This window comes from Bacillus sp. FSL K6-0268, from assembly GCF_038005425.1.
GTDB lineage: Bacteria > Bacillota > Bacilli > Bacillales > Bacillaceae_G > Bacillus_A > Bacillus_A thuringiensis_S.
Genome location: NZ_JBBOTF010000001.1, coordinates 4789423 through 4813500 on the forward strand (window position 1 = coordinate 4789423; position 24078 = coordinate 4813500).

The following is a 24078-nucleotide window of genomic DNA, read 5'->3' on the forward strand; positions in this document are numbered from 1 at the left end:
GGGGAAGAGGGGCTTTATGAACACGATAAAAGTGAAAGAAGCATTAAATCGATTTTTTTTAGAAGATATAGGAGAAAGAGATGTAACATCTCAGCTTATTTTTCCAGATAACTTGCTTTCAAAAGGAACGTTTCTTTCGAAGGATACAGGGGTCTTTGCAGGACGTTTAGTAATTGAATCGGGATTTAAATTAATAGATGAGAGAATTGAAGTAGAGCTTCATAAAAAAGATGGGGATCTTGTAGAAAAAGGCGAAATCATTGCAACTGTGCAAGGTCCAATTGCATCGTTATTAACAGCAGAGCGCGTTATATTAAATGTTATCCAGCGTATGAGCGGAATAGCGACGATGACGCGTAAAGCGGTTCTTGCTTTAGATAGCAGCCATACACGTATTTGTGATACGCGAAAAACAATGCCGGGGCTACGTATGTTTGATAAGTATGCAGTCGTGTGCGGAGGAGGATTTAATCACCGTTTCGGTTTATATGATGGTGTCATGATCAAAGACAATCATATTGCCTTTGCGGGTTCTATTACGAAAGCTGTTACATCGCTGAAAGAAAAATTAGGACATATGGTGAAAGTAGAAGTGGAAACAGAAACGGAGGAGCAAGTGAGAGAGGCTGTAGCGGCTGGTGCGGATATTATTATGTTTGATAACCGTACGCCAGATGAGATTAGAGAGTTTTCAAAGATTGTACCAAGTGCCATCGTTACGGAAGCATCAGGAGGCATTACAATTGAAGATTTATCGAAATACGGAAAAACAGGGGTAGATTATATTTCACTTGGAGCGTTAACACATTCAGTGAAAGCACTTGATATTAGTTTCAATATTGAAGGATAAGGAAAGTGGCTTAGAGGGGGGGAGAAAGGAATATGAGTATTTTAGAAAAAGTGCAACCAATTGAAACGATGTTACCGGAGCGTTATCACAAGATGTCAAAAGAAGATATGGAAAAGCGTGTTCATGAAATTAAAGAAAAAATGGGAAAAATGTTATTCATTCCAGGACATCATTACCAAAAAGATGAAGTGGTACAATTTTCAGATGCAGCAGGGGATTCACTTCAGCTTGCGCAAGTTGCAGCGAGCAATAAAGACGCAAAGTATATTGTGTTTTGCGGGGTGCACTTTATGGCGGAAACAGCAGATATGTTAACGACAGATGATCAAATCGTTATTTTGCCAGATATGCGTGCAGGATGTTCGATGGCAGATATGGCAGATATTGAACAAACAGAAAGAGCGTGGAAAGAGCTCACGAAATTATTTGGAGATACGATGATTCCGTTAACGTATGTGAACTCTACAGCTGCAATTAAAGCGTTTTGTGGTCGTAACGGAGGAGCAACAGTAACTTCTTCTAATGCAAAGCAAATGGTATCTTGGGCGTTTACTCAAAAAGAACGTCTCGTCTTTTTACCGGATCAACATTTAGGAAGAAATACAGCGTACGACTTAGGTATCCCGTTAGATAAAATGGCAGTATGGGATCCGCATACGGATTCTTTAGAGTACGATGGAGATATAGAAGAAATTCAAGTGATTTTATGGAAAGGTCATTGTTCAGTTCATCAAAACTTTACAGTGAAAAACATAGAGAATGTACGAAAAAATCATCCGGATATGAATATTATTGTACATCCAGAATGTTGCTATGAAGTTGTAGCTGCTTCAGATTATGCAGGGTCAACGAAATATATTATTGATATGATTGAATCAGCGCCATCTGGTAGCAAATGGGCGATTGGTACAGAAATGAATTTAGTGAATCGAATTATTCAGCAACATCCAGATAAAGAAATTGTTTCGCTTAATCCATTTATGTGTCCATGTTTAACGATGAACCGAATTGATCTGCCTCACTTATTATGGGCACTTGAAACGATAGAAAGAGGAGAAGAAATTAATGTTATTAGTGTAGATAAACAAGTAACGGCAGAAGCGGTTCTTGCATTAAATCGTATGTTAGAGCGTGTGTAAAGCAACGGTATTCCCGTTGCTTTTTTTCATGCACATAATCATAACGAGAACGAAATGGGCATACATTGTTGTGAAGAAATCATTGCGATTTTTTTATGCTTATTCCACTTCAAATGATATTGAAAATCGAAGAAGTGATGAAAGTGAAAAGAAGTTAACGTTATTTAGAAAGAGTTACTTCATGAGATTTGTTACTTATAGATAAGTTATACAGGAGGGGGAAAATTTGAAAATTCATATCGTGCAAAAAGGGGATACCCTTTGGAAAATTGCGAAAAAGTACGGAGTGGATTTTGATACGCTGAAACAAACAAATACACAACTTAGTAATCCTGATCTAATCATGCCAGGTATGAAAATTAAAGTGCCATCAAAGAGTGTTCATATGAAACAACAGGCTGGAGCAGGCTCAGCGCCTCCAAAGCAATACGTAAAAGAAGTGCAGCAAAAAGAATTTGCAGCAACACCAACTCCGCTTGGAATAGAAGATGAAGAAGAAGTTACGTATCAATCAGCACCAATTACACAGCAGCCAGCTATGCAACAAACACAAAAAGAAGTGCAAGTAAAACCGCAGAAGGAGATGCAAGTAAAGCCGCAAAAAGAAGTACAGGTGAAACCACAGAAGGAGATGCAGGTAAAGCCGCAAAAAGAGATGCAAAAAGAACAGCCAATTCAAAAAGAAAAACCAGTTGAAAAACCGTCTGTTATTCAAAAACCACCTGTGATAGAAAAACAAAAACCGGCGGAAAAAGAAAACACGAAGTTTTCGGTAAATGTATTACCGCAGCCGCCACAACCACCAATAAAACCAAAAAAGGAATATAAAATTTCAGATGTAATAAAAAAAGGAAGCGAGTTAATTGCTCCTCAAATTAGTAAAATGAAACCTAACAATATCATTTCTCCGCAAACGAAAAAAAACAATATAGTATCGCCGCAAGTGAAGAAAGAGAATGTAGGGAATATAATATCGCCGCAAGTGAAAAAAGAAAATGTAGGGAATATAATATCACCGCAAGTGAAGAAAGAAAATGTAGGGAATATAGTGTCACCGCAAGTGAAAAAAGAAAATGTAGGGAATATAGTGTCACCACAAGTGAAGAAAGAGAATGTAGGGAATATAATATCGCCGCAAGTGAAGAAAGAGAATGTAGGGAATATAGTGTCACCACAAGTGAAGAAAGAAAACGTAGGGAATATAGTATCACCAAATGTATCGAAAGAAAATGTAGTTATTCCACAAGTCATACCGCCAAATATTCAAATGCCAAATATAATGCCAATTATGGATAACAACCAACCACCAAATATGATGCCGATTATGGATAACAACCAACCACCGAATATGATGCCAATTATGGATAATAATCAAATGCCGAATATGATGCCAATTATGGATAATAATCAAATGCCGAATATGATGCCAATTATGGATAATAATCAAATGCCGAATATGATGCCGATCATGGATAACAATCAAATGCCGAATATGATGCCAATTATGGATAATAATCAAATGCCGAATATGATGCCAATCATGGATAACAATCAACCACCAAATATGATGCCAATTATGGATAATAATCAAATGCCGAATATGATGCCAATTATGGATAATAATCAAATGCCGAATATGATGCCAATCATGGATAACAATCAAATGCCGAATATGATGCCAATTATGGATAACAATCAACCACCGAATATGATGCCATATCAAATGCCGTATCAACAGCCTATGATGCCGCCGAATCCATATTATCAACAACCAAATCCATATCAAATGCCATATCAGCAAGGGGCGCCGTTTGGACCGCAATATACGTCTATGCCAAACACGAATATGATGCCAATGGATAATCAAATGCCGCCGCTTGTGCAGGGTGAGGAAGATTGTGGATGCGGAGGAGAAAGTAGACTATATAGTCCACAACCAGGCGGTCCGCAATATGCGAATCCTTTATATTATCAACCAACTCAATCTGCATATGCACCACAGCCAGGAACGATGTATTATCAACCAGATCCACCAAATGTATTTGGAGAGCCCATTTCAGAAGAAGAGGCCGAAGAAGAAGTTTAAAAAGGCGGGAGTATTTCCGCCTTTTTTGCATGCGTGTTAATTAAGGAAATGAAGGGTTTTTATGAAGTGCTAGAAAATTCCCAGTGAAATATTAACAGTGTAAAAACCCTCTCTGTTACTCATCATAAGAGGGAGCTTTTCAGAAGAGAAGCTCATTCTAACAGAGGGGGTTTTTGTATTGAATACGAAAGTAAAAGTGATTGCTGCTTCTTTGTTAGTTACCAGTGCATTAGCTGCATGTGGTACACCAAAAGATAACAATGCAATGGATGGACGTAACTACAATTACGAGCGTACATCTTATAATGATACACACCAGTATCGTGATAATGTAACGCGTAATGATCGCTATACAGATTATGTAACATATAGAAATGGTCGTAACGATACAGGATATAACAATTATTACCGAGATGTAAATTACAACGGTCAAATTGCTAATCCACATCCAACACGTAATATTACAATGAACAATTCATACATTAACAATGATGGTAAAACAGCAGAAAAAATTACAAATCGTGTGAAACGTATGAATAACGTGGACCGTGTGTCTACAGTTGTATATGGAAACGATGTGGCGATTGCGGTAAAACCGCGTAATACAGTGACAAATGAAACGGCGATGGCGAACGAAATTCGTCAAGCTGTTGTAAATGAAGTTGGAAACAGAAATGTCTATGTTTCTGTAAGAAATGATATGTTTACTCGTGTCGATGCAATGAGCACACGCCTACGTAACGGTACAGTTACAAACGATTTTAATCGTGATATAGGAAATATGTTCCGAGACATTCGTTACGGTTTAACTGGTACTATGCGATAGCAAAACAAAAGAGGAAGGGATAGCCCTTCCTCTTCATTCATCGTTGTCTTGTAAACGACGTTTTTTAATAAAATAACTAACGGAGTAAGAAACTAAAAAGCATATGAGGAAAACACTACCTGTTAGAATAGCTTCAAATAGAGGTCTTTCAGGACTGAAAATGAGATAAATAATAGTAATAATAATTCCAATAAGAAGAGAGCGTAAAACAAGCTTGTAATAAGGGGGTAATTTTATTTCCTTTTCGCCTTCTTCTACATCGATTGAAACACTTAACTGTAAATAAGCAAGTAAAATACTCGTAAGCATAAATAATAGCCATAATGGAGATTTCGTAATTTGATCAATTCCTTCAGTGGATCCGATATAGCCTAAAATCCCAACTACCCCAATGTATTGAAAAAGAAAGGCCATACGTATGTTTTTTAATGTTTGAAGAATGAGACGTTCATCCTTTATTTTTTCACAATATTCATCCCCTACTTATTATGATTTCGCTTTTATATCTATTGTAATATATATTACAATTATCAGTTTGTAATTTACATAAAATAATTTGGATGAAACAGGAAATAAGATATTTTTATAAACATGTTGCACTTATACTTTATTAATGTTATATTAACAAAGCGATGAGCTAATTTACGTAAGACGAGAGATATGCTTAAGTGCTAAACACGCGAATGTGGTCGCCTGGTCTCTCGCCGTAAACGCATCAAGACGCCTGCTTTGCAGGCGTCTTTCATTTTATATAAAAGTAAATGATACATGCAGATGAGGTAAATGCCTATCTGCATTTTTTATTTTTTCGAAAGAAATGTAATATGGATAAAACCCCCATTTCCGGAAAAACTACTAATGAAAGTTTGATTTTGCCTAGAAGAGGTGAACGGAAATGAAATGGATACTGATTGCGGTGCAAGCTTTCGTTATGATGTTTTGTTTCGTTTATGAAACGAATGTGAAGGCGGAAGGGCCAGTACCAGAAGTAACGAAAAAAGAACCCGAAGTTACAATTTTATTAGAGCGTATGTATGTTGATGGAGAAGTAAGTGAGGAAATACTTACAGAAAAAGTGGTGGATTTAGAAAAGTTTTTACAGCAGTATAAAGAATGGCAGCTCGTTGATCGTGATGATGTACAAATTGTATTGCAAAAGAAAGTTGATGATATTTCTCCGTTATTGAAAACGAGCGGTTATTTTGGCGTGTCAGAGGAAGGGATATTACAAATTTTCAAAGGTGTACCGAAAAGTGATAATGCGATTCACTCCTTCTTCCAAATTGATATGAAAAAGCTTGAGAGTTATGAGCGTGCGAAATTGAAGCGTGGTATTCGGATTAAATCAAAAGAAGGTTTTGTGAGAACGATTGAAAAAATGAAGCAATACGCAGTGCAAAATAAGAAAAAAAGCAGCTCATGGTGAGCTGCTTTTTCTTACTTATTCTTAGCTAAAATTTCTTTTGCGATTTCATCGATTAGCATATCTTTTCCGATTGGATTGAATGCTTTCGTATTGAAGATTTCGTTTGATACTTCATATACATGATTGTTTTTCACAGCTTTATTGTCTTTCCAAACGGCACTGTTTTTGTAGTCTTCGTAAACTTTATCAGCTTCGCCGCCAAAGTTTACAATAAACATTTGATCAGGTTGGAATGCAACAAGACCTTCTAGCGATACTTGCGCCATTGTTTGTTTTAAATCTGTACCTTTTGTTGCTGGAAGTTTTAAGTCATTAAAGATGATGTCACCGTATCCGAAGCTGCCGTATACGCGGAAGTTTTGTGGTGTAACTGCAACGAACATAAAGTTCTCATCTTTTGTTTTCTCTTTAATTTTTTTAGATAAAGAGTCTGCTTTCTTATCGTAGTCTGCAATCCATTTGTCTGCTTTCTTCTCTTCGCCAAATAGCTTACCTACTTCTTTAAATTTACCACGCCAGTCTTCTAAGTTTGTTTCTAGAACAACTGTAGGTGCAACCTTTTCTAGTTGATCATAAATTTTTAATTGACGGTTGTTTAAAATAATTAAGTCTGGTTTTAAAGCAGTAACAGCTTCTAAATCAACTTTAGGTGCCCAGTACCAACCTACTGCTTTTACTCCATCTAACTTATCTGTTAAGTGATTTTGGATTTTATCTTTATATGTATTTGCTGTACCAACAGGTTTGTGTCCAAGAAGTAATAGTTCTTCTGTTGATCCAGATAAGTCAACAATTCTCTTTGGATTTACTGGAATTGTTGCTTCACCTTTAGCATGTTTTACAACTTTTGTTTTCGGTTGTTCTTTTGCTTTCGATTCTTCTTTTTGAGAAGAGCAGCCAACGATAGAAAGAACAACAAGCATAATAGTAAATAAAATAAATAGCTTACGTTTCATCCTGATGTAACCCCTTTAATTAGTATTGATAATCATTATCGACCTCTGTATATTAAGGTGCTTTAACCTTTCTGTCAATGGAAAATAACAGAAGTTTCAAGTGGAGAACATTTGTTGGGGCAGTCTCGCTTTTCTATCATTAAATATGTTAAAATGGAATACATGATTTAAGAGGGAGAGATCGTATTTTGTTTGAATATGTTACAGGTTACGTGGAGTATGTAGGGCCGGAATATGTCGTAATTGATCATAATGGAATTGGTTATCAAATTTTCACACCGAATCCGTATGTATTTCAAAGAAGTAAGCAAGAAATCCGTGTCTATACATATCATTATGTGAGAGAAGATATTATGGCACTTTACGGGTTTAAAACACGTGAAGAGCGTTTATTATTTACAAAGTTGTTAGGCGTGTCTGGCATTGGGCCAAAAGGCGCTCTTGCAATTTTAGCTTCTGGTCAAACAGGACAGGTCGTTCAAGCGATTGAGCATGAAGATGAGAAGTTTTTAGTGAAATTCCCAGGCGTCGGAAAGAAAACAGCACGCCAAATGATTTTAGATTTAAAAGGAAAACTAGCAGATGTCGTACCAGATGCATTTGTTGATTTATTCTCAGACACAGAACGTTTTGATGAGAAGAAAGGTACATCAGCTGAGCTTGATGAGGCACTGGAAGCTCTGCGCGCACTTGGATACGCAGAACGCGAAGTTTCTCGCGTTGTACCAGAGTTATTAAAAGAATCATTAACGACGGATCAGTATATTAAAAAGGCACTTAGTCTTTTACTAAATGGTAAGAGGTGAGTATAATGGACGAACGTCTCCTTTCAGGGGAATCTGCATATGAAGATTCGGATTTAGAATATTCATTACGGCCACAGACGCTCCGTCAGTATATTGGCCAAGATAAAGCGAAACATAATTTAGAAGTATTTATTGAAGCGGCGAAAATGCGTGAAGAAACGTTAGATCATGTGCTTTTATATGGACCACCAGGTCTTGGTAAAACGACGCTTGCGAATATTATTGCTAATGAAATGGGCGTTAATGTTAGAACAACTTCAGGTCCGGCAATTGAAAGACCAGGAGATTTAGCTGCTGTATTAACAGCGCTTCAGCCAGGAGATGTATTATTTATTGATGAAATTCATCGTTTGCATAGATCAATTGAAGAAGTATTGTATCCTGCAATGGAAGACTTTTGCCTTGATATCGTAATTGGAAAAGGGCCTTCAGCACGTTCTGTACGCCTAGATTTACCGCCATTTACATTAGTTGGAGCAACGACACGCGCCGGAGCATTATCAGCGCCGCTTCGTGACCGATTCGGTGTACTTTCAAGGTTAGAGTATTACACAGTAGATCAGCTTTCTGCGATTGTTGAACGTACAGCAGAAGTATTCGAAGTTGAAATTGATTCGTTAGCTGCGCTAGAAATTGCAAGGCGTGCTCGTGGTACACCTCGTATTGCAAATCGTCTTTTAAGACGTGTACGTGATTTCGCGCAAGTTCGTGGTAACGGAACGGTTACGATGGAAATTACACAAATGGCATTAGAGCTACTGCAAGTAGATAAATTAGGTTTAGATCATATTGATCATAAATTACTGCTTGGTATTATTGAGAAATTCCGTGGTGGTCCAGTTGGATTAGAAACGGTTTCAGCAACAATTGGAGAAGAATCTCATACGATTGAAGATGTGTATGAGCCGTATTTATTACAAATTGGCTTTTTACAACGAACGCCAAGGGGCCGAATTGTAACGCCGCTTGCGTATGAACATTTCGGAATGGAGATACCAAAAGTATGACGGAGATGCCAAAGCTGCTTATTACAGCGGGGATCTTACTCATTGTTGTTGGATTAGCTTGGAAGTTCATTGGAAGGCTTCCAGGCGATATTTTTGTTAAAAAAGGAAACGTTACCTTTTATTTTCCTATCATTACATGTATTGTGTTAAGTATTGTATTATCTTTTATTATGTATATAATAAATCGATTCAAATAAGAAATAGGTGGATATAGCTATGGATATAAATCTGTTTGATTTTCATTTACCAGAAGAACTTATTGCACAAGTCCCGTTAGAAGATCGTGAAACATCAAGATTAATGGTGTTAGACCGTGAAACAGGTGATATTGAGCATAAACATTTTACGGACATTCTTTCCTACTTACATGAGGGGGATTGTTTAGTTTTAAATGAAACGAAAGTTATGCCTGCTCGTTTGCATGGTGTGAAAGAAGATACAGGCGCACACATTGAAGTACTTCTTTTAAAACAAGAAGAGGGCGATAAGTGGGAAACGCTTGTAAAGCCAGCGAAACGTGTAAAAGAAGGAACTGTTATCTCTTTTGGCGAAGGAAAATTAAAAGCAACTTGCACAGGAACTGCAGATCAAGGTGGACGTCAGCTTGAATTTTCATATGACGGCATCTTCTATGAAATTTTAGATGAACTTGGGGAAATGCCACTTCCTCCATATATTAAAGAGACGCTAGAAGATCGCGATCGCTATCAAACAGTATATGCGAAAGAAATTGGTTCAGCAGCAGCGCCGACTGCGGGACTTCACTTTACAGAAGAGTTACTTGAGAAGTTAAAGCAAAAAGGCGTTCAGTTAGCATTCATTACACTTCACGTAGGACTTGGAACATTTAGACCAGTTTCTGCAGATACGATTGAAGAACACCATATGCACGCAGAATATTACCATATGTCTGAAGAGACAGCGGCATTATTAAATCGTGTAAAAGAGAATGGTGGACGTATTATTACTGTAGGTACGACATCAACTCGTACGTTAGAAACAATTGCAACAGATCATAACGGTAAGCTTTGCGCCGCTTCTGGATGGACAGATATTTTCATGTATCCGGGATATGAATTTAAAGCAATTGATGGTTTAATTACAAACTTCCACTTGCCGAAATCAACATTAATCATGCTTGTAAGTGCATTTGCAAATAGAGATAATGTACTTCATGCTTACAATGAAGCAGTAAAAGAAAAATATCGTTTCTTTAGCTTCGGTGATGCAATGTTCGTTGCATCTCACGCTAAAATGAGAAACAAATAAAAGGAGTAAGTTATGACAGCAATTCGTTATGAATTTATTAAGACATGTAAACAAACGGGTGCCCGTTTAGGTCGTGTGCATACACCGCACGGTTCATTTGATACACCAACATTTATGCCAGTTGGTACACTTGCGACAGTTAAGACAATGTCACCAGAAGAATTAAAAGCAATGGATTCTGGCATTATTTTAAGTAATACGTATCATTTATGGCTACGTCCAGGTCATGAAATTATTCGTGAAGCAGGCGGCTTGCATAAATTTATGAACTGGGATCGTGCAATCTTAACAGACTCTGGTGGTTTCCAAGTATTCAGTTTAAGTGACTTCCGTCGTATTGAAGAGGAAGGCGTTCACTTCCGTAACCACTTAAATGGAGATAAATTATTCTTATCACCAGAAAAAGCGATGGAAATTCAAAATGCATTAGGTTCAGATATTATGATGGCATTTGATGAGTGTCCACCATTCCCAGCTACTTTTGAATATATGAAGAAGTCTGTAGAACGTACAAGCCGTTGGGCAGAACGTTGCTTAAAAGCGCATGAACGTCCACAAGATCAAGGTTTATTCGGTATTGTACAGGGCGGGGAGTACGAAGAGCTTCGTCGTCAAAGTGCAAAAGACCTTGTTTCAATGGACTTCCCTGGTTACGCTGTAGGTGGTTTATCTGTAGGTGAGCCGAAAGATATTATGAACCGTGTACTTGAGTTTACAACACCACTTCTTCCAGATAATAAGCCACGTTACTTAATGGGAGTAGGTTCTCCTGACTCATTAATCGATGGTGCAATTCGTGGTATTGATATGTTTGACTGCGTACTTCCAACTCGTATCGCTCGAAATGGTACATGTATGACAAGTGAAGGTCGTCTAGTTGTAAAAAATGCGAAATTTGCAAGAGACTTCGGTCCGCTTGATCCAAATTGTGATTGCTATACATGTAAAAATTACTCTCGTGCGTACATTCGTCACTTAATGAAATGTGATGAAACGTTCGGAATTCGTTTAACGTCTTATCACAACCTTCATTTTCTGTTAAACTTAATGGAGCAGGTGAGACAAGCTATTCGTGAAGACCGTCTTGGCGATTTCCGCGAAGAATTCTTTGAACAGTATGGCTTTAATAAACCGAATGCTAAAAACTTCTAATACATAATTTAAAAGGAGGAACAAAAGATGAATGCAGGTATGATGAATATCGTTATGATTGTTGCGATGTTTGCGATTTTCTATTTCTTATTAATTCGCCCGCAACAAAAGCGTCAAAAAGCAGTTGCTCAAATGCAAAACGAATTAGCAAAAGGTGATGCTATCATAACAATTGGTGGCTTACACGGTACAATCGAATCAGTAGATGACACGAAAATTGTTATTAAATCTGGTGGTTCACACTTAACTTTCGATCGCAATGCGATTCGTGAAGTTGTGAAAAACTAATGTGGAAGGCCCTGCATGAAATGTGCAGGGCCTTTTTTAGTTACTTTGCTTTGACATATTTACACCGAAAATACCACCGAGTGTACTCGCCCCCATTAATGCTAATTGATAAAGTAATTGTGAGTTCGATAAAGTTTGAGAAAAGCCTAAATAGTTAACTAGAAAAACGAGTATAGTGAACGTGAGACCTGTTGTGAGACCTACCAGCCACCCTTTCCCCTGTGCTTTGTTGCCAGCAATAAAACCAGACATAAGCATAGATAAAAGAGCGAGTATAAAAATAGTAACGGCTAATGTCCCTTCGTTTATATTCGTAAACTTTAATAAAAGAGCCATAATCATGCTAGTAAGAGATGCGAGAATTAATAGTGTAGTAATACCGAATCCGATTGCAGTGGATAATTTTTTCGTTCCATCCATTTATACATTCCCCCTTTTTAATACAAGCATATTTTCCTTTTGTCTAAGTTAGACTAGTTTCTTTTTTATAGGGGAGTCTATACGTAAAAAAGGAGATGTAGAAATGGAATGGATATCAATAATTGGACGGACAATGCTTTTGTATACCATCATCTTAATTATTTTTCGTCTTATGGGTAAACGTGAGATAGGAGAGCTAAGTGTATTAGATTTAGTCGTATTTATTATGCTTGGAGAAATGGCTGTAGTAGCAATTGAAAATACCGATAAATCACTTTGGCATCAATTAATTCCGATGACTTTTCTTATGTGCATCCAAATTATTTTGTCAGTCATTTCCCTAAAGTATCAACGCTTTCGGCATTTAATAGAAGGTGAGCCGGCTATTCTTGTAAACGCGGGGAAGATTGATGAAAAGAAGATGAGAAAGCAACGTTATAATATAGATGATTTAATGATGCAATTAAGGGAGCAAGGAGTTGGAGATATTCGGGATGTAGAATATGCTATTTTGGAACCGTCTGGGAAGTTATCTGTCTTTCAAAAACAAAAAAATAAACAGGATGTATTGCAGTTTACTCTTCCTCTTATTATTGATGGAGAAATTCAATCTAGTCATTTACAAATGATTGAACATACAGATGAATGGCTTATTGAGAAATTAAAAAACTTAGGTTATAACGATGTGACACAAATTTTATACTGTAGTTTTCAAAACGGAAAATTTTTTGTTGATGTAAAAGAAAATTAGAGATTTATTCTTTGAAAGAGTAAGAATGATTAGTTTAACTAATAATCAGTGGAGATTACCCCACTGATTAAAGTTTCAACTTATTTCAAAAATGAAAGTTTACGAATGATAGGGAGACGACTTAACTCTTCTTTTCGAATGAGTTTGAAGGTGAAGAGAAGTACGATATAAACAATTGTTGTTAAAGTGATTTCCCATAATGTTTGTATGCCGAGGGAATGAGAGAAAATAATATATTTATGAATATAAAAACCGAAGGCGCCTGCGATACCGATGGCAAGTCCGCCGAAAATATAGTCTTTTGCGTAAATGGTAAATGTAATCTTTTTTAAAACAGTAGCGTAGTGAAGAAATGTTACTGTTACAATATTTGCAGCGATAGCGAGAGCAACTCCCATCATTTGAAATTCTGGCCTTGAGGCTAGTACAAAAATAACAATTAATTTCACGGTGGCGCCAATAAATGTATTCATCATTGCAGCTCTTGCTAAGTTTAAAGCTTGCAAAACAGAGGTCAGTGGACTTTGGAAATAATGAAATAAAAAGCAAGGTGCAAGAAGTTGAATGAATGCTGTTGCGCTGTCTGATCCGTACATAAGAGTTAAAACAGGAGAAGCGAATACATATAATATAACGACAGACCATCCCCCGGTAATTAATGAAATTCGAAGTGCTTGTTGTAAGCGGTGCTCCACTAATTTATGTTGTCTTTTTGCCATCGCTTCACTAATAGAAGGGACGAGCGCTGTAGAAAGAGCGTATGTAATAAAGGCGGGTAGTGATAGGAGCGGGAATGCATAACCGTTTAACATGCCGTATTGCTGGGTTGCAACAGAAGCAGCGACACCAGCGATTGCTAAGCTTTGCATAACGACAATAGGTTCAAAAAAATATGAAACGGAGCCGATTAAACGACTTCCTGTAGTGGGAAGAGCTATATCCATAAGGGAATAAAATGTTCCTTTGCTCTCCTTTACAGTAGTGAAAAATCCAGAGCGTATTGATAAATGTTTTTCGCGCTGAAATAACGTGAGTAAAAATAATAAGGATGCAACTTCACCGAGAACAGCTGATAACATAGCACCGGCTGCAGCATATTCTACGCCGTAAGGTAAAAATAATTGAATGCATATAGCGATAATGGTAATGCGGACAACTTGTTCTAGAACTTGTGCATAAGCGCTAGGTTTCATATTTTGTTTCCCTTGAAAGTAACCGCGCAAAACAGAAGAAATGGCAATAACAGGAACGACGGGCAAAATGGCTATTAATGGATAGTACGTTCTTTCGTCGGTTAATAATGTTTTTGCTAAAATAGGTGTGAGGAACATAATTCCGATTGTTAATATGATACTAATAACGGATGTAACAGCTAGTGATACAGTTAATATTTTTTTAACTCTTTGTTTATCGTTCACAGCTTCCGCTTCTGCTACAAATTTTGCGATTGCGACAGGAAGACCGATTTGTGTTAATGTAATTGCTAAAATGAATGTAGGAACGGCCATCATATAAAGACCAACGCCTTCTTCACCTAAAATACGTGCCATTACTATACGATTGATGAAACCGAGTATTTTTGTAATAAATCCGGCTATCATTAAAATAAATGCGCCTTTTAAAAAGCTTTGTCTCGTCATGTTCTTCTCCTACCTTCTCAAAATCAATGGAATGATTTACAATAATTTATATGCACGTACGAGACAAGAATGACAAGCATTTAAGAGAGTGAACTATGATAGCGCTCTTGAAAGTAGTTATTGCTGTCCATTAGAGCGGGATTAAAGCGACTTTTTCGTGCTGAAATAAGAAGGAGATGTTATAGATGTTAGATAAAGAGGCTTTGGTAGAATCATACCGCGGACAGTTACAAGTCGTTTTAGAAAGTAAAGTAGAAGAGTTTCACATGTTCGGTTACGACCGAGTGACAGATGATGATATTTGGAAGTTTCTCAAAGTGAAAAAGTGGAAAAAGATAGACAGTGATGTTAGATTATATGAATTGGTAAATGATGTATTAAGAGTAAGTGCTAATGAGTATATGACATATTTAACTGTTGAAGCGTACCAAGCGCCACTTTGGTCATTTGATGAGTACGAAAATAAATAACCGACTGCAATTGGTTTGTTCTTCCTTTTGCAGTATAATGATATGTATTGATAAAGAGGAAATAATTATGTCTAAGATTATATATAAAGGAGGTAGTGAAGAGGAAAATAAATGATGAAAGTCTAGGTAGTGTAAAAGCTTACCTATACAGCTAGTGATGAACTAGCAAAAATTATAGAAAGGAAGTCTACTAACTAGGCGTATGCACACGTATAAAAGTGAATCGTAAGAGATTTATTTAAAGTGTTAGTAGCAGAAAGAGGGTACATATGGCAAAGCGTGGTACGAGAATTGCCGCCTTTTTCCTCATCGTCTTATTAATCGGTGGAGTAATTGGTGCGGCGGGAAAAGACATAGCAAAAGGAATTAGTCTAGGACTAGACCTTCGCGGTGGTTTTGAAATTCTGTATGAAGTAAAACCAGCCAAAAAAGGTGATAAAATCGATCGAGACGTACTTGTAAGTACAGTAGGTGCTCTTGAAAATCGTGTCAATGTTCTCGGTGTAAGTGAGCCGAACATTCAAATCGAAGGGCAAGATCGAATTCGTGTACAGCTTGCTGGTGTACAAGATCAGCAAAAAGCACGTGAAATGTTATCAACACAAGCGAAATTAACATTCCGTGATGTGGATGATAACCTTCTTATGGATGGAACGGATTTAAAAGGCGGCGGAGCGAAGCAAACATTTGATGAGCAAGGCCGTGCGAGCGTAGGTCTTACACTGAAAAGCGCTGAAAAATTCCGTGCAGTAACTGAAAAAATTTCTAAAATGCCACCACCAACGAATTTAATGGTAATTTGGCTTGACTTTGAAGAAGGAAAAGATTCGTATAAAGCAGAATCTGCAAAACCGAATCCGAAGTTCTTATCAGCGGCAACAGTAAGCCAAGTATTTAACCAAGCTGAAGTATCTATCGTAGGTGGAAACTTCACAGTTGAAAGTGCGAAACAACTTTCATCTTTATTAAATGCAGGTGCACTTCCTGTTGATTTAAAAGAAATGTATTCAACATCTGTTGGAGCGAAATTTGGTCAACAAGCGTTAGAGCAAACGATTTTCGCTAGTGCGATTGGTATCGCTCTTATTTTCTTATTTATGCTTGTATTCTACCGTTTACCAGGACTTGTAGCGGTTATTATGTTAGGTCTATACATTTTCGTTACATTACTTGTCTTTAACTGGATGCATGCAGTTCTTACGTTGCCAGGTATTGCGGCGTTAGTGCTCGGGGTAGGTATCGCAGTTGATGCGAATATTATTACGTACGAGAGATTGAAAGAAGAGCTGAAAATTGGTAAGTCCATGATGTCGGCATTTCGTGCTGGTAACCATCGTTCATTAGCAACAATTCTAGATGCAAACGTTACGACTCTTGCAGCAGCTGGTGTGTTATTCGTTTATGGTAATAGCTCTGTAAAAGGATTCGCAACAAGTTTAATCGTAAGTATTTTAGTTGGTTTTATTACGAACGTATTCGGTACTCGTTTCTTACTAGGTTTACTTGTAAAGAGCCGTTACTTTGATAAAAAACCAGGATATTTTGGTGTGAAACAAAAGGATATTATTCCATTAACAAAAGGTGTAGTACATCCGCCAACGAGATTTGATCGTATTAACTTTGTAAATATCGGTCATAAATTCCTTATCTTCTCGATTGTAGTTGTGATTGCGGGTGCAATTATCTTACCAATTTTCAAATTGAATCTTGGTATTGACTTTGCAAGTGGTACACGTATTGACTTGCAATCAAAACAAGCCGTTACGGTGTCTGATGTTCATAAAGATTTTAAAGAATTGAACATTGATGTGAAGGAAGAAAATATTGTACCGACTGGAGATGACAATAAAGGTTTCGCAGTTCGTACATTAGGTGTTTTATCAAAAGATGAAATTGCGAAAACAAAAACATTCTTCCACGATAAATATGGTACAGATCCAAACATAAGTACAGTTTCACCGACAATCGGGAAAGAAATTGCACGAAATGCATTTATCGCTGTACTGATTGCTTCTGCAGTTATCATTTTATACGTAAGTATTCGATTCCGATTTACGTATGCGTTATCTGCAGTGCTTGCGTTACTACATGACGCATTCGTTATGGTTGTTATGTTTAGTATTTTCCAATTGGAGGTAGACTTAACGTTTATCGCTGCAGTACTAACAATCATCGGTTATTCTATTAATGACTCGATTGTTACATTTGATAGAAACCGTGAATTATACAAACAGAAAAAACGAGTTCGCGATATAAAAGACTTAGAAGAAATCGTAAATGCAAGTATTCGCCAAACGCTTGGTCGTTCGATTAACACAGTATTAACAGTGTTATTCCCAGTAATTGCACTGCTTATCTTCGGTAGTGAGTCATTACGTAACTTCTCGTTTGCGTTACTTGTTGGATTAATTGTAGGTACGTACTCTTCTGTTTTCGTTGCTTCTCAAATTTGGTTAATGCTTGAAAACCGTCGTTTGAAAAGAGGTAAAAACAAGAAGAAGGTTGAGAAAGTAGAATCTGAACCGCAAGTATAGAAAAGATGATGTCTCTTTATGAGGCATCTCTTTTTTCGTTTGTGGATACAATAAGATAGCAACTTTTTAATGGGAATAATATGGAAGAAAGTGGTGGTTTTATCGCTGTTTTTGTTAAAATAAAATGATAGGTTAAGAAAAGAAGGGATTTTAATTATGGAAAAAGATGAACGTTTTAAACAGGCCGAGTTTGGTGCTATTGTCGGGATCGTTGGTAATATTATATTAGCAATTGTAAAGGCGGTAATTGGTTATATCGGGAACAGTAAAGCACTGTTAGCAGATGCGGTGCATTCTGCATCAGATGTAATTGGTTCGCTAGCTGTACTTTTTGGATTGCGAGCGGCAAAGCAGCCACCTGATGAAGATCATCCGTATGGTCATGGTAAAGCGGAATCGATTTCAGCGATTATTGTTGCGGTATTATTATTTATTGTGGGACTCGAGATAGCGATTTCGTCTATAAAAGCTTTTTCGCAGGAACTAGAACCACCGAAAGGAATTACGATTTTTGCTGTTGTTCTTTCGATTATCGTGAAAGAAGGAATGTTCCAATATAAATTCCGATTAGGGAAGAGGGTAAATAGTGATGCAATTATTGCAAATGCATATGAGCACCGTTCGGATGTATTTTCTTCAATTGCAGCTTTAATCGGTATTTGTGCAGCTATAATCGGTGGTAGGCTTGGTGTAGACTGGCTTGTATACGCTGATCCGATTGCAGGATTAGCTGTTTCACTTCTTGTTGTAAAAATGGCATGGAGCATTGGAGCGGAAGCAATTCATGCAACGCTTGACCATGTTCTTCATGAGGAGGATGTTATTCCGCTTAGAGAAGCAGTTCTTCAAGTAGATGGTGTGAAAAAAATTGGTTCTTTATATGCACGGGAGCATGGTCATTATGTTATTGTCGATATTAAAGTGTCTGTAGATCCATACATTACTGTAGAAGAAGGACACCGCATTGGAAAACATGTGAAAGAAATACTTATGAAACAAGAGAATGTACAAAATGTATTCGTACATATAAATCCGTATTCTCCAAATTAAACATCATTAACATTTTTGTATATAGATATTGCATCGTAGTTTGCATTATATTGTCACCCCTTAATCTGTCTTGTATAATAAACAGGTTAAGGGGTGATTTCGTGTTACAACCGAAGACGCGTTGGAAAGAAAAAGAATATAATGACGAGCGAGTGAGTGAATTAGCAAGTAAATTACAGTTATCGCCACTTGTCGTTTCATTATTCCTCGGTAGAGGACTAGATACAGAAGATAAGATTTTAGATTTTTTAAATACAGAAAATCAAGAATTTCATGATCCATTTTTATTAGAAGGAATGGATAGAACGGTAGAACGTGTAAATAAGGCGATTCAAAATGGAGAGCAAATATTAATATTTGGTGATTACGATGCGGACGGAGTAAGTAGTACGACGGTTTTATATCTTGCTCTTCAAGAATTAGGTGTAGAAGTAGAATTTTACATTCCAAATCGTTTTACAGAAGGGTATGGACCGAACGAAGAAGCGTTTCGTTGGGCGCATAGCGCAGGGTTCTCACTGATTATTACTGTCGACACTGGCATCGCAGCAGTACATGAAGCGAATGTAGCAAAGGAGCTTGGAATAGATCTAATTATTACAGATCACCATGAGCCACCGCCAGAATTGCCAGAAGCACTTGCGATTATACATCCGAAATTAGATGGCGGTGTATATCCGTTTCACTATTTAGCTGGTGTAGGTGTTGCGTTTAAAGTTGCGCATGCACTATTAGGCCGTGTACCAGAACATTTATTAGAGATTGCAGTAATCGGTACAGTAGCCGATTTAGTATCACTTCATGGTGAAAATAGGTTGCTAGTGAAACGCGGTTTAAAACATATGCGTATGACGAAAAATATCGGACTAAAGGCGCTATTTAAAGTTGCTAACGTTTCGCAAAGTGAAATTACAGAAGAGAGTATTGGCTTCTCACTCGCACCGCGTATTAATGCGGTCGGACGTTTAGAAGATGCAGCGCCGGCTGTACACCTTTTATTATCAGATGATCCAGAGGAAGCGAAAGAGTTGGCCGAAGAAATTGATGAGCTGAACAAACTGCGAAAAGATATTGTAAAGCAAATTACAGAAGAGGCTATCGCTGAAGTTGAAAATAACTTCCCACCAGAAGAAAACAAAGTATTAGTACTTGCAAAAGAAGGCTGGAACCCAGGGGTAATTGGAATTGTTGCTTCTAAATTAGTTGAACGTTTTTATCGTCCGACGATTGTATTAAGCATTGATCCTATTAAAGAAACAGCAAAAGGCTCAGCGCGTAGTATTGCAGGATTTGATTTGTTTGCAAACTTATCAGATTGTAGAGAGTTATTGCCACACTTCGGAGGGCATCCGATGGCAGCCGGAATGACGCTACATATGAATGATGTAGATGAATTACGTCGCCGCTTAAATGAACAAGCAGATGCAATTTTAACAGAAGAAGATTTTATTCCAATTACAGCAGTTGATGTTTTTTGCAAAGTAGAGGATGTAACGCTAGCGGCAATTGAAGATATGCAAAAACTAGCACCGTTTGGTATTGGAAATCCGAAACCACGTATTGCAGTGAAAGATGCAGAGTTAGAAAGTATTCGCGCAATCGGATCAGATGGCTCTCATTTAAAAATGGCTCTTCGTGATGGACAAGCAACACTGGATACAATTGGATTCGGTTTCGGTGCATATGCGAAAGAAATCTCTCCAGTTGCAAAGGTATCTGTAATAGGGGAAGCATCCATCAATGAATGGAATAATTTTAAGAAGCCACAACTAATGGTACAAGATATTGCTGTAGAGGCGTGGCAATTATTTGATTGGCGTAGTATGCGTAATGCAGAAGCAAATTTAGCAGAACTTCCGAAAGAAAAAATAACAATGGTGTATTTTTCTGAAGAGGTATTGAATAAATTTTCTTTAGAGGACTATAAAGAAAAGCTTATGCATGCGTCAGAAGTAACGCATTTAGATGATCAATACATCGTGTTACTCGATTTGCCAAAAGGAACAGATGAATTACGTGAGTTATTTAAAGTAGGATTCCCAGCGCGAATTTATACGCTGTTTTATCAAGAGAATAACCATTTATTTAGTACAGTTCCTACGAGAGAACATTTTAAATGGTACTATTCTTTCTTAAACCAAAAAACACCATTTTCTTTAAGACAATATGGAGAACAACTATGTCGTCATAAAGGTTGGTCAAAAGATACAGTAAATTTCATGACACAGGTGTTTTTTGAGTTAGAATTTGTTACAATAAAAGATGGCGTCATTTTTATGGCAGACAAAAAACAAAAGCGTGATTTAATTGAATCGAACACATATCGTGAGAAAATGAACCACTTACAATTAGAAAAAGAATTGGTTTATAGCACATATCAGCAACTATATACATGGTTTGAAACGATTCGTAATCATAAAGAAGTAGAACAGTTAGGGTAAAGGATTTGTATTTACAAACCTTTTAGATCTGAGGAGGATTCAGAAATATGGATTTCAAGCAACATATCGCAATTGTACCGGATTATCCGAAAGAAGGTATTGTGTTCAAAGACATTACACCTTTAATGAATGACGGTAAAGCATACAAAGCAGCAACAGATGCAATCGTTGAGTACGCAAAAGAAAGAGATATCCATGTTGTAGTAGGACCAGAAGCTCGTGGTTTCATTATCGGTTGCCCAGTTTCTTATGCGTTAGAAGTAGGATTTGCACCAGTTCGTAAATTAGGGAAATTACCACGTGAAGTAATTACAGTTGACTACGGTAAAGAATATGGTAAAGATGTTTTAACAATCCATAAAGATGCAATTAAGCCAGGTCAACGCGTATTAATTACAGATGATCTATTAGCTACAGGTGGAACAATCGAAGCGACAATTAAGTTAGTTGAAGAGCTAGGCGGAGTTGTAGCAGGAATTGCATTCTTAGTAGAGCTTACTTACTTAGATGGTCGTAAAATGTTAGATGGTTACGATGTATTAGTATTAGAAAAATACTAATCACTATATAGGTAAAACTACGGTGATAAAAAGTACCCGTGAATCTCTTGGAGAGGAGCGGGTACTTTTGTATAATTGAACAAAAAATCATGGTGAAATGTCAGTAAAATCTTTTCCTTTTCACAATTCACAATCATTGGGTTATAATGATAGAATATAATTTATTCTATTAAATAAAGATAAAGTCAATTTTCAATAAAAGGTGATTCGATGGCAAATGAGCAGGTACTAACAGCTGAACAGGTACTCGAGAAAGCAAGTCAATATTTAGCGGATGAAGATATTGAGCTAGTGGCACGTGCCTATGAATATGCACGTGATGCGCATAGCGAACAATATAGAAAATCGGGTGAACCGTATATTATTCATCCGATTCAAGTTGCAGGTATTTTAGTTGATTTACACATGGATCCAGCTACGGTATCAGCAGGTTTCTTACATGATGTAGTGGAAGATACAGAGATTACGTTAGAAGATATTGAACGGGAATTTAACAAAGAAATTGCTATGCTTGTTGATGGTGTTACAAAGCTTGGGAAAATCAAATATAAATCTCACGAACAACAACAAGCAGAAAACCATCGCAAAATGTTTATTGCAATGGCTCAAGATATTAGAGTTATTTTAATTAAACTAGCTGATCGTCTTCATAACATGCGTACATTGAAACATTTGCCTCAAGAGAAGCAGCGTCGCATAGCGAATGAAACGTTAGAAATCTTTGCACCTTTAGCACATAGACTCGGAATTAGTACTATTAAATGGGAGCTAGAGGATACGTCACTTCGCTATTTAAATCCACAGCAATATTATCGTATTGTAAATTTAATGAAGCGTAAACGTGCAGAACGTGAAGAATATTTAGACGAAGTAATGACTGGTATTCGTGAGAAATTAAAAGAAGTTGCAATTCAACCTGAGATTTCTGGAAGACCGAAACATATTTACAGTATCTATCGTAAAATGGCACTGCAAAATAAGCAGTTCAATGAAATTTACGATTTATTAGCTGTACGTGTTGTTGTAAATAGTATTAAAGATTGTTATGCGGTGCTTGGAATTATTCATACGTGCTGGAAGCCGATGCCAGGTCGTTTTAAAGATTATATTGCAATGCCAAAAGCAAATCTATATCAATCTCTTCATACGACCGTAATTGGACCGAAAGGTGACCCACTTGAAGTGCAAATTCGTACGAAAGAAATGCACGAAATTGCAGAATTCGGGATTGCGGCACACTGGGCGTATAAAGAAGGAAAAACAGCAGAAACAACAGGTACATTAGAGAAGAAACTCACATGGTTCCGTCAAATATTAGAATGGCAAAATGAAGCTTCTAATGCAGAAGAATTTATGGAGTCATTAAAAATTGATTTATTCTCTGACATGGTATTCGTCTTTACACCGAAAGGCGATGTAATGGAATTACCACTTGGATCGGTTCCGATTGATTTCGCGTATCGTGTCCATTCGGAAATTGGGAATAAAACAATTGGTGCAAAAGTAAACGGTAAAATGGTGACGCTGGATTATAAATTAAAAACAGGCGACATCATTGAAATTTTAACGTCGAAACATTCCTATGGCCCAAGTCAAGATTGGGTAAAACTTGCTCAAACATCTCATGCAAAAAATAAAATTCGTCAATTCTTTAAGAAACAACGTAGAGACGAAAATATTGAAAAAGGCCGTGAACTTGTTGAAAAGGAAGTACGTGGTCTAGAGTATGAGATGAAAGAAGTATTAGCGCCTGATAACTTAAAACGCGTCGCTGAGAAATTTAACTTTGCAAATGAAGAAGATATGTTTGCAGCAGTTGGATATAGCGGAATTACAGCTTCGCAAATTGTTACGCGACTAACGGACAAGTTCCGCAAACAACGCGAAGAAGAAGAGATTGTTGAAGTTAAAGAAGTTCGTAAACCGATGAAAATTCGAAAATGGGATTCTGGTGTAAAAGTAAGCGGTGCTGATAATTTATTAATCCGTTTATCGAAATGCTGTAACCCAGTTCCGGGCGATGATATCGTTGGATATATTACAAAAGGCCGAGGCGTATCGATTCACCGCCGTGATTGTGTAAATGTTCATACAGAAGAAGCTGTAGAAAGATTATTAGAAGTAGAGTGGGAAGGTAGCCCTGAAAAAGAAATTGAGTATAACGTTGATATTGAAATTTCAGGTTACGATCGCCGTGGTTTATTAAATGAAGTACTGCAAGCTGTTACAGAGACGAAAACGTACATTTCAGCTGTTTCTGGTAGAAGTGACCGTAATAAGATGGCGACAATTAATATGTCAATCTCAATTCGTAACTTACAACATTTGAAAAAAGTAGTAGAACGCATTAAACGTGTTCCGGAAATTTATGCAGTACGACGCATGATGCATTAATAGGGAGTGTAGA

21 protein-coding genes and 1 pseudogene are annotated in these 24078 nt (G+C 37.1%); 18 read left to right on the plus strand and 4 right to left on the minus strand.

Translation table 11 applies throughout. The features are described 5' to 3' along the window. The first annotated feature begins 16 nt into the window (after window positions 1-16). From nadC to MHI28_RS25025, 4 genes and pseudogenes are all read left to right on the plus strand, one after another. On the plus strand, window positions 17-850 hold the full coding sequence (gene nadC / locus MHI28_RS25010) for a carboxylating nicotinate-nucleotide diphosphorylase (RefSeq protein WP_001092241.1): 834 nt from the start codon (window positions 17-19) through the stop codon (window positions 848-850). Window positions 851-882: 32 nt separating this feature from the next. Beyond that, complete coding sequence (gene nadA / locus MHI28_RS25015) at window positions 883-1989, plus strand: quinolinate synthase NadA (RefSeq protein WP_000025283.1); 1107 nt, start codon at window positions 883-885, stop codon at window positions 1987-1989. Window positions 1990-2215: 226 nt separating this feature from the next. Continuing rightward, window positions 2216-2372: pseudogene (gene safA, locus MHI28_RS36210) on the plus strand (SafA/ExsA family spore coat assembly protein); the annotation flags it as partial. A 1881-nt stretch (window positions 2373-4253) separates the two neighbouring features. Beyond that, entirely contained in the window at window positions 4254-4901 is a 648-nt protein-coding gene (locus MHI28_RS25025; protein WP_001093530.1) for a YhcN/YlaJ family sporulation lipoprotein, read from the plus strand. Between the two features lie 33 nt (window positions 4902-4934). Here the strand turns inward: MHI28_RS25025 and MHI28_RS25030 are convergent, their stop codons facing one another. Beyond that, window positions 4935-5315, minus strand: a complete 381-nt coding sequence (locus MHI28_RS25030; RefSeq protein WP_000874883.1) for a hypothetical protein — start codon at window positions 5313-5315, stop codon at window positions 4935-4937. Window positions 5316-5796: 481 nt separating this feature from the next. Between MHI28_RS25030 and MHI28_RS25035 the strand changes: the two genes are divergently transcribed. After that, complete coding sequence (locus MHI28_RS25035) at window positions 5797-6327, plus strand: BofC C-terminal domain-containing protein (protein WP_000871202.1); 531 nt, start codon at window positions 5797-5799, stop codon at window positions 6325-6327. An 11-nt stretch (window positions 6328-6338) separates the two neighbouring features. Here the strand turns inward: MHI28_RS25035 and MHI28_RS25040 are convergent, their stop codons facing one another. Then, window positions 6339-7283 (minus strand): iron-hydroxamate ABC transporter substrate-binding protein, encoded by a 945-nt coding sequence (locus MHI28_RS25040; RefSeq protein WP_000823610.1) that lies wholly within the window; start codon window positions 7281-7283, stop codon window positions 6339-6341. A gap of 188 nt (window positions 7284-7471) precedes the next feature. Between MHI28_RS25040 and ruvA the strand changes: the two genes are divergently transcribed. The 6 genes from ruvA to yajC are packed head-to-tail and all read left to right on the plus strand — an operon-like array spanning window position 7472 to window position 11805. After that, window positions 7472-8089, plus strand: coding sequence for a Holliday junction DNA helicase RuvA (gene ruvA / locus MHI28_RS25045; protein WP_000464512.1), 618 nt, complete (start codon window positions 7472-7474; stop codon window positions 8087-8089). Window positions 8090-8094: 5 nt separating this feature from the next. After that, complete coding sequence (ruvB, locus tag MHI28_RS25050) at window positions 8095-9096, plus strand: Holliday junction branch migration DNA helicase RuvB (RefSeq protein ID WP_000344464.1); 1002 nt, start codon at window positions 8095-8097, stop codon at window positions 9094-9096. Then, window positions 9093-9293 (plus strand): DUF2905 domain-containing protein, encoded by a 201-nt coding sequence (locus MHI28_RS25055; protein ID WP_000138162.1) that lies wholly within the window; start codon window positions 9093-9095, stop codon window positions 9291-9293. Before ruvB ends, MHI28_RS25055 begins: the two co-directional genes overlap by 4 nt. Window positions 9294-9312: 19 nt before the next feature. Next, window positions 9313-10365 carry a tRNA preQ1(34) S-adenosylmethionine ribosyltransferase-isomerase QueA gene (gene queA, locus MHI28_RS25060; protein ID WP_000354016.1) on the plus strand — a complete coding sequence of 351 codons (1053 nt, stop codon included), beginning with the start codon at window positions 9313-9315 and terminating at the stop codon, window positions 10363-10365. Window positions 10366-10377: 12 nt separating this feature from the next. Next, window positions 10378-11517 carry a tRNA guanosine(34) transglycosylase Tgt gene (tgt, locus tag MHI28_RS25065; RefSeq protein WP_000125365.1) on the plus strand — a complete coding sequence of 380 codons (1140 nt, stop codon included), beginning with the start codon at window positions 10378-10380 and terminating at the stop codon, window positions 11515-11517. A 27-nt stretch (window positions 11518-11544) separates the two neighbouring features. Further along, window positions 11545-11805 carry a preprotein translocase subunit YajC gene (gene yajC / locus MHI28_RS25070; RefSeq protein ID WP_000991113.1) on the plus strand — a complete coding sequence of 87 codons (261 nt, stop codon included), beginning with the start codon at window positions 11545-11547 and terminating at the stop codon, window positions 11803-11805. A 36-nt stretch (window positions 11806-11841) separates the two neighbouring features. Here yajC and MHI28_RS25075 read toward each other — a convergent pair whose 3' ends face one another. After that, entirely contained in the window at window positions 11842-12225 is a 384-nt protein-coding gene (locus tag MHI28_RS25075; RefSeq protein ID WP_000349145.1) for a TIGR04086 family membrane protein, read from the minus strand. 103 nt (window positions 12226-12328) lie between these two features. On the opposite strand from MHI28_RS25075, the gene MHI28_RS25080 reads away from it, so the two are divergent. After that, the gene (locus MHI28_RS25080) at window positions 12329-12976 is read left to right on the plus strand and encodes a DUF421 domain-containing protein (RefSeq protein ID WP_000454822.1); all 648 of its coding nucleotides are present in this window, start codon (window positions 12329-12331) and stop codon (window positions 12974-12976) included. 80 nt (window positions 12977-13056) lie between these two features. Here MHI28_RS25080 and spoVB read toward each other — a convergent pair whose 3' ends face one another. After that, a complete protein-coding gene (gene spoVB, locus MHI28_RS25085; protein ID WP_000198293.1) occupies window positions 13057-14616 on the minus strand; it encodes a stage V sporulation protein B in 1560 nt (519 codons plus the stop codon). Window positions 14617-14801: 185 nt separating this feature from the next. Between spoVB and MHI28_RS25090 the strand changes: the two genes are divergently transcribed. The 6 genes from MHI28_RS25090 to relA all read left to right on the plus strand — a co-directional run bounded on the left by MHI28_RS25090 (window position 14802) and on the right by relA (window position 24065). Then, window positions 14802-15086 (plus strand): post-transcriptional regulator, encoded by a 285-nt coding sequence (locus MHI28_RS25090; protein ID WP_000884549.1) that lies wholly within the window; start codon window positions 14802-14804, stop codon window positions 15084-15086. A 269-nt stretch (window positions 15087-15355) separates the two neighbouring features. Then, the gene (gene secDF / locus MHI28_RS25095) at window positions 15356-17620 is read left to right on the plus strand and encodes a protein translocase subunit SecDF (RefSeq protein WP_001119057.1); all 2265 of its coding nucleotides are present in this window, start codon (window positions 15356-15358) and stop codon (window positions 17618-17620) included. A gap of 156 nt (window positions 17621-17776) precedes the next feature. After that, on the plus strand, window positions 17777-18670 hold the full coding sequence (locus MHI28_RS25100; RefSeq protein ID WP_086413536.1) for a cation diffusion facilitator family transporter: 894 nt from the start codon (window positions 17777-17779) through the stop codon (window positions 18668-18670). A 101-nt stretch (window positions 18671-18771) separates the two neighbouring features. Then, on the plus strand, window positions 18772-21111 hold the full coding sequence (gene recJ, locus MHI28_RS25105) for a single-stranded-DNA-specific exonuclease RecJ (RefSeq protein WP_000941242.1): 2340 nt from the start codon (window positions 18772-18774) through the stop codon (window positions 21109-21111). Window positions 21112-21158: 47 nt separating this feature from the next. Beyond that, window positions 21159-21671 (plus strand): adenine phosphoribosyltransferase, encoded by a 513-nt coding sequence (locus MHI28_RS25110; RefSeq protein WP_000346218.1) that lies wholly within the window; start codon window positions 21159-21161, stop codon window positions 21669-21671. Between the two features lie 210 nt (window positions 21672-21881). Further along, complete coding sequence (relA, locus tag MHI28_RS25115) at window positions 21882-24065, plus strand: GTP diphosphokinase (protein ID WP_001262795.1); 2184 nt, start codon at window positions 21882-21884, stop codon at window positions 24063-24065. Window positions 24066-24078 lie beyond the last annotated feature (13 nt).

Bases quoted from the DNA above. Each gene is read 5' to 3' on its own strand.
- nadC (WP_001092241.1), top strand. From the start codon at position 17: ATGAACACGATAAAAGTGAAAGAAGCATTAAATCGATTTTTTTTAGAA.
- nadA (WP_000025283.1), top strand. From the start codon at position 883: ATGAGTATTTTAGAAAAAGTGCAACCAATTGAAACGATGTTACCGGAG.
- MHI28_RS25030 (WP_000874883.1), bottom strand. From the start codon at position 5,315: ATGGCCTTTCTTTTTCAATACATTGGGGTAGTTGGGATTTTAGGCTAT.
- MHI28_RS25035 (WP_000871202.1), top strand. From the start codon at position 5,797: ATGAAATGGATACTGATTGCGGTGCAAGCTTTCGTTATGATGTTTTGT.
- MHI28_RS25040 (WP_000823610.1), bottom strand. From the start codon at position 7,283: ATGAAACGTAAGCTATTTATTTTATTTACTATTATGCTTGTTGTTCTT.
- ruvB (WP_000344464.1), top strand. From the start codon at position 8,095: ATGGACGAACGTCTCCTTTCAGGGGAATCTGCATATGAAGATTCGGAT.
- MHI28_RS25055 (WP_000138162.1), top strand. From the start codon at position 9,093: ATGACGGAGATGCCAAAGCTGCTTATTACAGCGGGGATCTTACTCATT.
- queA (WP_000354016.1), top strand. From the start codon at position 9,313: ATGGATATAAATCTGTTTGATTTTCATTTACCAGAAGAACTTATTGCA.
- tgt (WP_000125365.1), top strand. From the start codon at position 10,378: ATGACAGCAATTCGTTATGAATTTATTAAGACATGTAAACAAACGGGT.
- yajC (WP_000991113.1), top strand. From the start codon at position 11,545: ATGAATGCAGGTATGATGAATATCGTTATGATTGTTGCGATGTTTGCG.
- MHI28_RS25075 (WP_000349145.1), bottom strand. From the start codon at position 12,225: ATGGATGGAACGAAAAAATTATCCACTGCAATCGGATTCGGTATTACT.
- MHI28_RS25080 (WP_000454822.1), top strand. From the start codon at position 12,329: ATGGAATGGATATCAATAATTGGACGGACAATGCTTTTGTATACCATC.
- spoVB (WP_000198293.1), bottom strand. From the start codon at position 14,616: ATGACGAGACAAAGCTTTTTAAAAGGCGCATTTATTTTAATGATAGCC.
- MHI28_RS25090 (WP_000884549.1), top strand. From the start codon at position 14,802: ATGTTAGATAAAGAGGCTTTGGTAGAATCATACCGCGGACAGTTACAA.
- secDF (WP_001119057.1), top strand. From the start codon at position 15,356: ATGGCAAAGCGTGGTACGAGAATTGCCGCCTTTTTCCTCATCGTCTTA.
- MHI28_RS25100 (WP_086413536.1), top strand. From the start codon at position 17,777: ATGGAAAAAGATGAACGTTTTAAACAGGCCGAGTTTGGTGCTATTGTC.
- MHI28_RS25110 (WP_000346218.1), top strand. From the start codon at position 21,159: ATGGATTTCAAGCAACATATCGCAATTGTACCGGATTATCCGAAAGAA.
- relA (WP_001262795.1), top strand. From the start codon at position 21,882: ATGGCAAATGAGCAGGTACTAACAGCTGAACAGGTACTCGAGAAAGCA.